The organism is Olleya sp. ITB9 (assembly GCF_001315805.1).
Taxonomy (GTDB): domain Bacteria; phylum Bacteroidota; class Bacteroidia; order Flavobacteriales; family Flavobacteriaceae; genus Olleya; species Olleya sediminilitoris.
On sequence record NZ_BCBW01000039.1, the window covers coordinates 17,877 to 30,289 of the forward strand.

Annotated in this window: 14 protein-coding genes and 1 tRNA gene; 5 read left to right on the top strand and 10 right to left on the bottom strand. The window is 29.5% G+C overall.

What is annotated here, in order from left to right; translation table 11 throughout:
* The first annotated feature begins 151 nt into the window (after positions 1 to 151).
* On the top strand, positions 152 to 1,660 hold the full coding sequence (gltX, locus tag ITB9_RS11255) for a glutamate--tRNA ligase (RefSeq protein ID WP_054852311.1): 1,509 nt from the start codon (positions 152 to 154) through the stop codon (positions 1,658 to 1,660).
* Positions 1,661 to 1,718: 58 nt separating this feature from the next.
* Here the strand turns inward: gltX and ITB9_RS11260 are convergent, their stop codons facing one another.
* On the bottom strand, positions 1,719 to 2,402 hold the full coding sequence (locus ITB9_RS11260; protein ID WP_028288858.1) for a hypothetical protein: 684 nt from the start codon (positions 2,400 to 2,402) through the stop codon (positions 1,719 to 1,721).
* 73 nt (positions 2,403 to 2,475) lie between these two features.
* On the opposite strand from ITB9_RS11260, the gene ITB9_RS11265 reads away from it, so the two are divergent.
* Positions 2,476 to 3,423 (top strand): SPFH domain-containing protein, encoded by a 948-nt coding sequence (locus ITB9_RS11265; RefSeq protein ID WP_054852312.1) that lies wholly within the window; start codon positions 2,476 to 2,478, stop codon positions 3,421 to 3,423.
* Entirely contained in the window at positions 3,416 to 3,925 is a 510-nt protein-coding gene (locus ITB9_RS11270) for a hypothetical protein (protein ID WP_054852313.1), read from the top strand. The genes ITB9_RS11265 and ITB9_RS11270 overlap by 8 nt, the downstream gene beginning before the upstream one ends.
* A gap of 53 nt (positions 3,926 to 3,978) precedes the next feature.
* Here ITB9_RS11270 and ITB9_RS11275 read toward each other — a convergent pair whose 3' ends face one another.
* The 4 genes from ITB9_RS11275 to ITB9_RS11290 all read right to left on the bottom strand — a co-directional run bounded on the left by ITB9_RS11275 (position 3,979) and on the right by ITB9_RS11290 (position 8,864).
* Positions 3,979 to 4,185, bottom strand: a complete 207-nt coding sequence (locus ITB9_RS11275; RefSeq protein ID WP_054852314.1) for a hypothetical protein — start codon at positions 4,183 to 4,185, stop codon at positions 3,979 to 3,981.
* Positions 4,186 to 4,271: 86 nt separating this feature from the next.
* Positions 4,272 to 5,429, bottom strand: a complete 1,158-nt coding sequence (locus ITB9_RS11280; protein ID WP_054852315.1) for a GNAT family N-acetyltransferase — start codon at positions 5,427 to 5,429, stop codon at positions 4,272 to 4,274.
* A gap of 66 nt (positions 5,430 to 5,495) precedes the next feature.
* Complete coding sequence (locus tag ITB9_RS11285; RefSeq protein WP_054852316.1) at positions 5,496 to 6,800, bottom strand: YgcG family protein; 1,305 nt, start codon at positions 6,798 to 6,800, stop codon at positions 5,496 to 5,498.
* Between the two features lie 51 nt (positions 6,801 to 6,851).
* Entirely contained in the window at positions 6,852 to 8,864 is a 2,013-nt protein-coding gene (locus ITB9_RS11290; RefSeq protein ID WP_054852317.1) for a glutamine--tRNA ligase/YqeY domain fusion protein, read from the bottom strand.
* Positions 8,865 to 9,019: 155 nt separating this feature from the next.
* On the opposite strand from ITB9_RS11290, the gene folB reads away from it, so the two are divergent.
* Both folB and ITB9_RS11300 read left to right on the top strand, forming a co-directional pair.
* On the top strand, positions 9,020 to 9,382 hold the full coding sequence (gene folB, locus ITB9_RS11295; protein WP_028288864.1) for a dihydroneopterin aldolase: 363 nt from the start codon (positions 9,020 to 9,022) through the stop codon (positions 9,380 to 9,382).
* A 50-nt stretch (positions 9,383 to 9,432) separates the two neighbouring features.
* Positions 9,433 to 9,503, top strand: a tRNA-Cys gene (locus tag ITB9_RS11300).
* 107 nt (positions 9,504 to 9,610) lie between these two features.
* Here ITB9_RS11300 and ITB9_RS11305 read toward each other — a convergent pair.
* From ITB9_RS11305 to ITB9_RS11325, 5 genes are all read right to left on the bottom strand, one after another.
* The gene (locus tag ITB9_RS11305; protein ID WP_028606644.1) at positions 9,611 to 9,961 is read right to left on the bottom strand and encodes a hypothetical protein; all 351 of its coding nucleotides are present in this window, start codon (positions 9,959 to 9,961) and stop codon (positions 9,611 to 9,613) included.
* Between the two features lie 7 nt (positions 9,962 to 9,968).
* Entirely contained in the window at positions 9,969 to 10,493 is a 525-nt protein-coding gene (locus ITB9_RS11310; protein ID WP_148638441.1) for a hypothetical protein, read from the bottom strand.
* A gap of 12 nt (positions 10,494 to 10,505) precedes the next feature.
* On the bottom strand, positions 10,506 to 11,183 hold the full coding sequence (locus ITB9_RS11315; protein ID WP_054852319.1) for a LysE family translocator: 678 nt from the start codon (positions 11,181 to 11,183) through the stop codon (positions 10,506 to 10,508).
* A 124-nt stretch (positions 11,184 to 11,307) separates the two neighbouring features.
* Positions 11,308 to 11,988, bottom strand: coding sequence for a head GIN domain-containing protein (locus tag ITB9_RS11320; protein WP_054852320.1), 681 nt, complete (start codon positions 11,986 to 11,988; stop codon positions 11,308 to 11,310).
* A 63-nt stretch (positions 11,989 to 12,051) separates the two neighbouring features.
* Positions 12,052 to 12,354 (bottom strand): YbjQ family protein, encoded by a 303-nt coding sequence (locus ITB9_RS11325; protein ID WP_028288868.1) that lies wholly within the window; start codon positions 12,352 to 12,354, stop codon positions 12,052 to 12,054.
* Between the last annotated feature and the right edge of the window lie 59 nt (positions 12,355 to 12,413).

Sequence of the window (12,413 nt, forward strand, 5' to 3'; positions counted from 1 at the left end):
AAGCCAGCCAAATTAATTGTTATTGGCTATTTCTTTGTTGTTTGTCTTAGTCATTCTATCTTTGCTAAAAAGATCTTAAAACACGTTTAAAACGAAGCATTATTTAAGATTTAAACACATCATTATTAAGTTATTATATATTTAAAACACCATGTCAAAACAAGTTAGAGTGCGTTTTGCACCAAGTCCAACAGGACCTTTACATATTGGAGGCGTTAGAACAGCCCTTTTTAACTATTTATTTGCTAAAAAGCATAACGGAACATTTGTGTTACGTATTGAAGATACAGACCAAAATCGTTACATTGAAGGTGCAGAAGACTATATAATTGAAGCACTTAATTGGTGTAATATTCCTTTTGATGAAGGACCAGGTAAAAACGAAAAATTTGGACCTTACAGACAATCAGAACGTAAAGCACTTTATAAAGAATATGCAGATCAATTAGTTGCTAGCGGAAATGCTTATTATGCTTTTGATACCTCTGAAGAGTTAAATTACCACAGAACAGATCATGAGTCTAAAGGAAAAACATTTATCTATAATTGGCATAACCGCTTAAAATTAAGCAACTCTTTATCCTTAACAGAAGCTGAAGTAAAAGCTAAATTAGATGCTGGAGATGATTATGTCATTAGATTTAAAAGTCCTCAAGACCAAACATTGCATTTAAAAGATATCATTCGTGGTGATATTAAAATAGATACTAACATATTAGATGATAAAGTTTTATTTAAGTCAGATGGTATGCCAACGTATCACTTAGCTAATATTGTAGATGATCATTTAATGGAAATCTCTCATGTAATTCGTGGTGAAGAGTGGTTACCAAGTTTAGCATTACACTACCAATTATACACAGCATTTGGTTGGGAAGCTCCACAATTTGCACACTTACCATTAATTTTAAAACCTACAGGAAAAGGTAAATTAAGTAAACGTGATGGAGATAAATTAGGGTTTCCTGTATTTCCATTAGAATGGAATCCAGAATTTGGAGATATAGCTAAAGGATACAAAGAAGAAGGTTATTTTGCAGAAGCAGTAGTAAACTTTTTAGCCTTTTTAGGTTGGAATCCTGGTACAGAACAAGAAATGTTTACTTTAGAAGAACTAATTGCTGCTTTTGATTTAGACCGAGTTAATAAAGCAGGAGCACGTTTTGATCCAGACAAAATTAAATGGTTTAATCACCATTATATGCAAGAACAGTCTAATGAAGATTTAGCTATTGCTTTTCAGAAAAACCATGAGCAATTAGCCACTATTGATGTTAATTATATAGCATTAGTAGTAGGTTTAGTTAAAGAGCGTGCAACCTTTGTCAATGACTTTTGGAATTTAAGTAGCTACTTTTTTGTAGCACCAGAAAGTTACGATGAAAAAGCCTCTAAAAAAGCTTTTAAAGACGATACTAAAACAATAATGACAGACGTATTAGGCATTGTATCAAATATTACAGATTTTGAAGTAGAAACGCTTCAAAAAGAGGTAAAGGGTTGGATTACATCAAACGAGATTGGCTTTGGTAAAGTCATGATGCCATTGCGTTTAGCTTTAGTTGGTGCTTTACAAGGACCTGATGTTTTTGATATTATGTTTATGATTGGTAAAAACGAAAGTATTAAACGTATTAAAAAACTAATAGACACCTTATAATTATAAAAAAAGCCATCTAAATTAGATGGCTTTTTTATTGTTTTATATTTTTTATAACTTAAAAAGTAATCATACCAGTAAAAGCAAACATACTTTGGTTACCTTTAAAATCTCTACCTAAAACTTGATTAAATTCAGAGTCGTTTAAAGCACCTAAAATATTTGTAAAACCATAAATATATTGTGCTCTTACCTTAAAAAAACCTATACCTAAAGTGGCTCCAATAGATCCATTAACATTAAAATTATTTAAATCTTTAACAGCATTAGCTTGTACAGTATCAAAATCTGCAAGAATAAAATTTTCTTGTTCATCGTCACTTAATTCTAAATCACTATTATATTGCAACATTGGACCAAAATCAATGGTAAAATGTGACGTTTTAAATGGTTTAGCATGCCATAAAAATTGCAATTGAGCTGTAAAAATTTTATATTCTATATCTTGAGCAATACTAGACAATGGTACGTCAAAACCTGTTGTACTTATAGTATTTTCGGATAATTGCATACCATAACTTAAATTATACCATTTGTGTGGTATCTCTACAGTAGCAGTCATATTACCAATCCAACCCTCTCCTTTTTTAGTTTCAAAATTATCTGTAATAATATCAAATTGGGTAATTCCTCCACCAATAGAAAATCCATTTTTTATGACATATCTACTATGCTGTGCAAAATTTTTTGTAACAAAACCTATAGTTAGAGCTACTAATAGAGTGTATTGAAGTTTTTTCATAATAAATTAAGTCGTTTGTGAACAAATATAACTTAATTTAGTAACCATAGTATAACCATTAAATCCATTATTTATGAGTAATTATTCTTTTATCCCTTTTATAGTCATTGTTTTGATTGTATTAATTTCAGCTTTTTTTGTTGTCAAACAACAAACCGCTGTAATTATAGAACGTTTTGGTAAATTCCATAGTATACGTCAATCTGGACTTCATTTAAAAATTCCTATTGTTGATAAAATAGCAGGTAGATTAAGTCTTAAAATACAACAATTAGATGTCATTATAGAAACAAAAACCCTAGATGATGTATTTGTTAGACTAAAGGTATCTGTACAATATCGTGTGATTAGTCAAAAAGTTTACGATGCTTTTTATAAATTAGATTATCCACATGAGCAAATTACAAGTTACGTATTTGATGTTGTACGTGCAGAGGTACCAAAAATGAAATTAGACGATGTATTTGTTAAAAAAGATGATATTGCAATTGCTGTAAAAACCGAATTAAATGATGCTATGTCAGAATACGGTTTTGATATTATTAAAACATTAGTAACAGATATAGATCCAGATGCACAAGTAAAAGCAGCCATGAACCGTATTAATGCTGCAGATAGAGAAAAAACTGCTGCACAATTTGAAGGAGATGCTGCACGTATTTTAATTGTTGAAAAAGCAAAAGCAGAAGCAGAAAGTAAGCGTTTACAAGGTCAAGGTATCGCAGATCAAAGACGTGAGATTGCAAGAGGTTTAGAAGAGTCTGTAGATGTTTTAAATCGTGTTGGAATTAACAGTCAAGAGGCCTCAGCATTAATAGTAGTAACTCAACATTATGATACATTACAGGCTATTGGTGGAGAAACTAACAGTAACTTAATATTATTACCAAACTCGCCTCAAGCAGGAAGTAACATGTTAAACGATATGGTTGCTAGTTTTTCTGCTAGTAATGAGATTGGTGAAGCCATGAAACAAGCTAAATTAAATAAAGCTGAAGAAAGAAGAAACGAAGATGAATAAACTTATAATAGTATTATTACTAACGGTTTCCGTAACCTTTGGTCAAACAAAAAAAGAAGCTTTACGTGATGCTACAATCACCAGTAAAGCGACTTTAAGTGAAGATTATAAAACAGTTTTTAAACATACTCTACCAAAAGTAATAGAATTAATGGGTGGAGAAGAAGCTGGTATTAAATTAATAGAACAAACTTTTGATCAAATGAAATCTGAAGGATTTGTTTTTGAAAAAGCAGATGTCATTGATGTGTCAGAAGTAGTCTTTGAACAAGATCAATACAGATGTGTTGTTGAAAATTTTAATCAAATGAAAATGAGCAACATGCGTATTAAATCTAAAAGTTATTTATTAGGAATTTATAACGATGAAGCTAAATTTTGGTACTTTATTGAAGCTAAACAAATCAAAAACAAAGCATTATTAAATATGGTACTACCAGATTTTGAAACCAGTTTAGTAATACCAGAAGATGATACAAAAACGGAAACGTTAAGTGAATAACATCTTAATATCTTTAAACATTAAAAGTCTCAAATTAAATTTTGAGACTTTTTTTATTTAGACTTATACTTAGTAACCATTTCATCCAAAGTATTTAAATAGTTTTGTAAGGCTTCTTGGTCTACTTTAGGAGACGAGTTATCACCTTGTGGTAATGTAATTCTAGTCTCATCAAGATACTTTTGTAGTTCTGGATAATCCCTTTTTATTTGAATTGTTTTTTGTGATATCTTAGTTAGTAAATCTTGTGTATTACTCATGTTAATTATGTTTTTAAGTTATTGATTTAAAATAAATTAAAAACAAACCAATACAAAATTAATAATGCTAAAGGTTTATTAAAATACTATTTAAAAGGATGTCTTTGTTCCCACTTTTTAACAGGATTTAAAGTTTTAACAATGTATCTTAAAACAGGATTTATAAATACAGTATTAGTATGTTTCATATAAATATACATCACTTCAGGCTTTGCTCCTACTGAGCTTTTTATTTCAAGTGCTGTTCTAGCATAGACGACTTGTTTTAAGTTATTATCAATTCCAAAAGCTAGCATATCATACAACATATTTAAATACAATTGATGCTTGTGTTGATACTTAGGATTGTAACCCAAAAAATAGGTTTCTAAATCAGAATTATTAATAATTAAGGTATAAAATCCAATAAGTTTACCATCTAAATAGTAACCAAACACCTTAAAATCTTGATCTAAATGTTTTTTTAAATTGAAAAAATGCTGTTGGTCTAATACAAATGAATTGACTTTAGCATTATCTGAAACGTATTTATATAAAGTAAATAACTGTTCAGATTCTGAAACAATAGCGCCTAAATCTAATTCCTTTTTTACAATGGTATTAGCTTTTTTAAGCGCTGTTCTATATCTACTTCTGTATTTCTTTTTAAGACTGATAACATAGTCATCAATACTACTCCACTCCTGTTTTAAACTTAAAACCATACTTGGTTGGACTTGTAATTTATATAATTGATTTTTAGTAAATAACGAGGTATTCAAATGGATACTATCTGTCGTAAAATAATCCTTAAAACCTATAATACGTATAGTTTTACCTTCCTCTTTTTTAATAGTTAATGCTAAGGTATTTATTGCATTAAAAACAGTAGTTAAAAAATTAGTTTGACTAATATAATTTTGATCAAAAAATAAACCATGCTGTCCTGTATGAATTAAATTACCAACAATTAAGGCATTACCTTTAACTACTTGGGCTATAACAGTTTTTATAAAGCGTTTTAAAGCATTATCTGTTGGGTTTCTAAATACGTCATCAATATATATTTTAACGCGCTGTACAACTGCTAAACCGACTTGTTTCTGGTTATCAAAAATAGAAATGTAATGCGTTTTAATATTTTTAGGACAAGAAACTTCTAAAGCGTTTAAAAAAGGGGTTTGTAAAAAAATATCGTGTGTGACTAAAGTGTTCCAAGTATCTGGAAGATCTAAAACGGAATCATGTATTTTAAAGTCTATCAAGTTTATAAAGTAAAGCTTATAATCTAGTTATTGGTATCAAAAAACAAAAAAATGTTACAACACTAATTACCAACTACCACTAGCTCCTCCTCCAGATGAGCGTCCTCCTCCACCTGAATAACTACTACTTCGGGATGAGGATGAGTAACTTCTAGAACCAGAAGACGAGTAACCTCTAGAAGAGCCACTTCCATTACCTCCTTTAGATGATAATCCTACTCCCATTTTAAAAATAGAAAAACCAAAAGTTTCTTTATAACTACTTTTAATTTTTTTGATTGCCCTAACAATAGATATTACAAAAAATGAAATAAAAATAAGTGCGATAGCAATAACATAAAATTCCCATGAGAAATTTGATATCATCTCATTACTATCTTTATTAAATACAATAGTAATTAACATAAAAAAGCCCATCATAATTGGAGTAAATCCAAATGCAAAAGCTGCAAAAAATAATAAAAAAGTTAAAGGAAAGTACCACCAAAAATTAATAAAACCTAGTTTACCAGTTAAAAGACTTTTAAAAATAGTTATGGCTCTTTTAAAAGCTAATTTTAAAATTATACCAAATCCAACAAACACAAATATTGATAAAAAACTTGATACAAACAGAATCATAAAAAGTATCCATGACAGAGTATAAAAATTATAAACAACACAAAAAAGTGCACTAACAAATAACCAAAACTTTATTTTATGCTTTCTATATAATGGTTTAATTTTTGTTTTCCACATGCTTGCTTTAAGTACAAATTTGCAATAGCAGTAGTATAAAATTATAGTAAATACAAGAGTTAAAAATAGGGAAGCAATAACTTTGGTGACAGGACTTATTTCAGATTCTTGAGCTTTTTTTCTGTAAATATCACCAAATTCTTGAGCATAAATAGGATCTTGAATTAGCTGAATTATTTCATAAATTGCATGATTTACACCTTCAAAATATTGTTCTTTTTTAAAATAAGGTGTTAAGATATAATCAATAATATGAGATGAAAAAACATCTGTTATAATAGGCTCAAATCCATTACCAACTTCAATTCTCACTTGTCTTTGGTTAGGTGCAATTAAAAGTAAAAGACCATTATCTACATTGTCTTTACCAAATTTATTTTTTTCTTGATTAAATACACCATAAGCATATTGTTCTATAGTATTATTTCCTAATTCTTTTATTGTTAATACTATAATTTCATGAGAAGTATCAAGCTCATATTGCATTAACTTTTCACGTAAATTTTGAGCTTCATAGTCACTAAAAATACCAGCATTATCTGTTACCATATCATTGATAACAGGATACTCTTGTGCATTTGTATATTGTATACAAATAAGAAGAAATATAAAAAGTATGTTAAACTGTTTCAACTGAAAAAAAAGAACCTACCTAATAAATGCATTAGGTAGGCTTATAATTATTTATTTATTTATTGCTTTAGCTTCGTTAACTAATAATTCACTTTTATCTTCAAGTGCTTTATTTATAAAGTCATTTATAGCTTCGGTTTTATCTAAACCATTATCTAGTAAAACACCTAAAGTTATCATGGTAATAACACGTGTTCCTGTCTTTTTAACCGATGTCCCAAATAGTGGTTCTAAATCTTGATAGGCAACATCTTTAGCAAGTGATTGGATTTCGGCTTTAGCCTTGTCTTGTTGCTCTGGCTTCATCCTATCATACTTTTTACCGTAAGATTTAATTTGTTCTATAGCAGGTCTGTTATTTTGTTGTGGCTGCTTTTGTTGATTATTTTGAGTATTATTTTTAGGCTTTTGTTTTGCCCAACTATCACGTAAACCAACCGTTTTATTAAATACTAAAGCTTCTGATGTAGAATCTTTATCTACATTAAAATAGCCTAAGCGTTGAAACTGGAACTGCTCTCCTACTTTTGCATCTTTTAAACTAGGTTCTACAAAAGCTGTGATGTTTTTTAAACTGTTTGGATTGATAAAATCCATAAAAGATTTGTCTTCATGACTATCTGGAGCTTCGTCTAAAAATAATCTATCATATTCTCTAACTTGTGCATTTACAGCATGTTTAATACTAACCCAATGTAAAGTTCCTTTTATACGACGTTCTGTATCCTCAGAGTAAGTACAGTGTACTTCTGTAACGTTTCCTTGACTATCTTTAACAACACTATCTGCTTTTATAATGTAAGCATTTTTAAGTCGCACTTCTCCACCTAGTTTTAATCTAAAAAACTTACTACTAGCTTCTTCTTTAAAATCTGCTTTTTCAATATAAATCTCTTTAGAAAAAGGGACTTTTCTAAATCCAGCACTTGCATCTTCTTGATTATTTTCGGCTTCAAACCATTCTTCTTTATCATCAGGATAGTTAGTAATCACCACTTTTAAAGGATTTAAAACAGCCATTACACGTGGTGCTTTTTTGTTTAAATCCTCACGAATACAAAACTCTAAAAGTGCATAATCTATAATATTTTCACGTTTAGCAACACCAACGGTTTCAACAAATTTTCTGATTGAATTTGGTGTAAAACCACGACGACGTAAACCTGATATTGTAGGCATACGTGGATCGTCCCAACCATTAACAATACCATCTTCTACCAATTGTAATAACTTACGTTTACTCATGATAGTATAACTAAGGTTTAAACGTGCAAACTCGCGTTGCTTAGGTTGCATTGGGTATTCTGATTTAGAATAATCATAAACCTGCTCTTTAAACCAATCATATAACTCTCTGTGAGGTTTAAACTCTAACGAGCATAAACTATGCGAAATTTGCTCTATATAATCACTCTCACCATGTGTCCAATCATACATTGGGTAAATACACCAAGTATCACCTGTCCTATGATGTGCTTTCTTTAAAATACGATACATTAAAGGATCACGCATTAACATATTGGTATGTTGCATGTCTATTTTAGCACGTAAAATATGCTCACCTTCATCAAATTCGCCATTTTTCATGCGCATGAAAAGGTCAAGATTTTCTTCTACAGAACGGTTTCTAAAAGGTCCATCTACACCTGGTTGCGTTGGTGTACCTTTTTGTTCTGCCATAGCTTCAGAAGACTGAGAGTCTACATAAGCTTTACCATCTTTAATTAGCTGAACTGCCCAATCAAATAATATTTGAAAATAGTCTGAAGAGTATAACTCGTTTGCCCATTGGTAACCCAACCAAGAAATATCTTCTTTTATAGCATCAACATACTCTTGCTCTTCTTTAGCAGGATTTGTATCGTCAAAACGTAAATTAACAGGTGCATTATATCTTTCTCCTAAACCAAAACTAATACCAATAGCTTTAGTATGACCAATGTGTAAATACCCATTAGGCTCTGGCGGAAATCTAAAACGAAGTTTACTTTGATCTAAACCATTGTTTAAATCTTCTTCTATAATTTGCTCTAAAAAATTGAGTGACTTTTTATCTTCAGACATATATTTTTATTCTTTACATTAATAGTTTATTGGCATACTACCAAATTAACAATGCGCTGTAAAATTAGTTATTTTTTAGTTGAAATGAATTTAACCACACTTTAAAAATTTAGTAAACTACTATTTTAGGTACTTTTGCTGAAAATTTATAGAAAATGGGAATAATTAAGTTAGAAAATATACGCGTAACAGCTTATCATGGTTGTTTAAAAGAAGAAACTGCTATAGGAAGTGATTACCGAGTAGATTTAAAAGTAAAGGCAGATTTACAAAAAAGTACAGCAACAGACGCATTAGAAGATACTGTTGATTATGTTTTTTTAAATAAAGTTGTTGTTGAAGAAATGGCTACACCAAGTGCACTTTTAGAGCATGTTGCTAAGCGTATTTTAGACCGTATTTTTAAAGAAGACAAATTAATTACTGTGGCAACAGTGGCTGTAAGTAAAATAAATCCTCCGATTGGTGGTGATGTACAGATGGTTACAGTAGAATTAACAGAAAAAAGAAAAAACTAACAGAAATAGGGTAAAACAGTAATTATTTTTATATTTGCTGTCCTATTAAGGGTGTCGTGGCCGAGTGGCTAGGCAGTGGTCTGCAACACCATCTACAGCGGTTCGAATCCGCTCGACACCTCAAACAAAGCGTTACTTTATAAGTAGCGCTTTTTTTTATGCTTATATTTTTATACTATTTTTTGAGATTATGAGATTGCTTCGTACCTCGCAATGACCACTAAAATTTTAATTAAACCAGACTGCATATTTCTTTCGACGTAAGTCTAAAGCTAATGCTTCTTCCATTTTTAAAGCTTCTGCTCTAGTTGCGATTGGTCCAATGTGATTATATAAACTTGGTCTTAAATAAGATCCATACTTTTGAACAATATTAGAAGATAATTTGTGACCCTTTTTATTAACATAACCAGTTTTATGTTGTAAAAACCGTTGTTTAGGAGTTTTACTAGTCATACCAACATATAAACATTCTAAAACACCATTAAATTGTGGATTGGCTGCTCTGAATTTAGCATTTTGAGTAAATACTTTTTTAGATAACTCCACAACATAAATATAATATTGGGTTTTAGCCATATATGTTTTATTTTCTTAAAAAATGATCTACAATAATAAATATTGAAGCTAAAAATATACCTACAGTAAATAATAAATTACCATAAGGCCAATGTTGTATTTTAAATAAACAGCCAAATAAAATACAACCAAAAATAATTACAGTAACAGTTACATAAACAGTTTTATAAATACCATTTAACTTAAGATTTTGGTTAGTAAAATAGGCTGTTCCTTCGTTAATAAACCACCAACCAAACAATAGTAACAATGCAATATTAAGTAGTACAGGAAATTGATACACATGTATTACCCTAGTAAAATTGCTTAAACACCATAACAGAATAATACCAAGCTTAATATAATCCATGGTTTCTTTTTCTTTTTTAAGAAAAAACCTAATAGGATATAATATCATAATACTACAAATAGCAATTAATAATAAATAGCTAGAATTTGGCCAATGCATTATTTTAAATAATCCGCCTAAAAGTAAAATTGAAACACAAATACGAAGCGGTAAATTAAGTTTTTTAAATCGAATCGTACTCATGCAATTGAGGAATTATAATGGGTTAATTTGCTCTAGCTTTTCTTTAAGTTTTTCTTTTTCTTCAGGAAAAAAACCTTGAGCTAATAGTAAAATACCAAAGCCTAAAATAACTAAAGCTATTATTTTTTTAGTTTTAAAAATAAGTCTTGGTGTTAGTTTATTTTTAAGACGTTTAGCTGCTACAATTTTTACTAAATCTGTTATAAAATAAGCAACTATCATTGTGGTAATAAAAACAATAACTCCGTTTTGAGAGGTTGTAATCTTACTAGCTAAAACTATAAAACCTAACCAACCTAATAACACACCTATGTTAATAAAGTTAAGTAAAAACCCTTTTATAAAAAGTTTACCATAACCTTTTTTTAATTCTACTTTATGGTATTCTTTAACAATAGATCTAAATGATCTAGATGTTTTTACAAATGAAATAATACCATAAAAAACCAGTAATACACCACCAAAGATTACAAAATTTGGATCGTTTTCAATTTTACCTAAAAGCTTTTCGGTACTAAAAAAAGCAACCACTATAAATAAAATATCTGCTAAAATAACTCCAGAATCAAAGATTAAAGCACTTCTAACACCTTTGGTTGCACTAGTTTCTAACAATACAAAAAATACAGGACCTACGGTAAAAGAAAGAATTATACCAAAAGGAATTGCTCTAAGAATATCGTCTAACATGGGATGTTTAAATGCGTTAAATACAAAGTAAAGAAATAATTTAGTTAAGACATAATACAATAGCTACAAAATAAAAAAGCTTCAATTTAAATTGAAGCCTTTATTATCTATTTTAAGTATATTTTTATTCTTGATTTTTAACAACAATACGTCCACCAAAGGTTTGTTTTTTAGTAACTGTTTTTGGGTTACCATAAATATCAATATTTCCACCAGCTGTAATACGTGCATCTACAACACCACTTGCTTTAACTTCTGCTTCACCAGCAGCTCTTACTTTTACATTAGTATTTTTGGTTTCAAAATCACGACCTTCGTAAATACCTCCTGTATTAAGCGTTATATTTTGAGTGTAGGCTTTACCTCTAGTTTCTATAATTCCGCCAGAAACAGCTCTTACATTAACTGTATCGACGTCTAAACCAGCAATAATAGATGCGCCTTCTTGTGCACGTAACTCGATAGTGTCTTGTTCAATCAGCTCGTTACCTACAATTTTAGCACCTTCATTAGCATCAATAACTTTTAAATCTGTGTAGTGTACAGCTACAAAAGTTTTAGTTCCATCAAAACTACGATCTATTTTCATGCGTACTTTAAGTGTATTATTTTTGATTATAATCTCAACATCATCAACATCTTCACCAGTAATCATAACTTTATTTTCGGTTGATTTAACTAAGCTTACTTTTATTAAATCAAAAACTTTAACTTCATTAAAATCTCCAACATTTTTGTCTTTTACATTCTGAGCTACTAAAAAAGTAGTTGTTAAAAAGAATACAGCAAGTAATAAATTTTTCATTTTTAGAAAGGTTTTGTTTGTATAAAGAGCTTGCTTTTTTTGAATTGTTACAGTTTTAAAAAATTATTTATCTGAAGCTACTGAAACTGCTGTACCTGTAACTGATACAAAAAAATAAGAGCCATTAACGGTTTCCATATCTACACTAATACCAACTACAGCATTAGCATTTAAATTACTAGCATTTGTTTGTAACTCTTGAAAAGCGTGTTCTTTAGCTTCGTTAATAACATCTTTTGTTATGTCTTTGTTTTTTTCTGTTTTAAAAGAAAATTTAGTTTTCATTTCAAAAGAGGTACCTGTAATAATGCCTTTATATTCAATTATTTTAAAGCCTTCTATAGTATTTGTTGTAGTTAAAATCATGTTTTAAAGTTTATTTATTAGTAGTTAAATGTAACAAAAAGTTACTGTTTATAACGTAA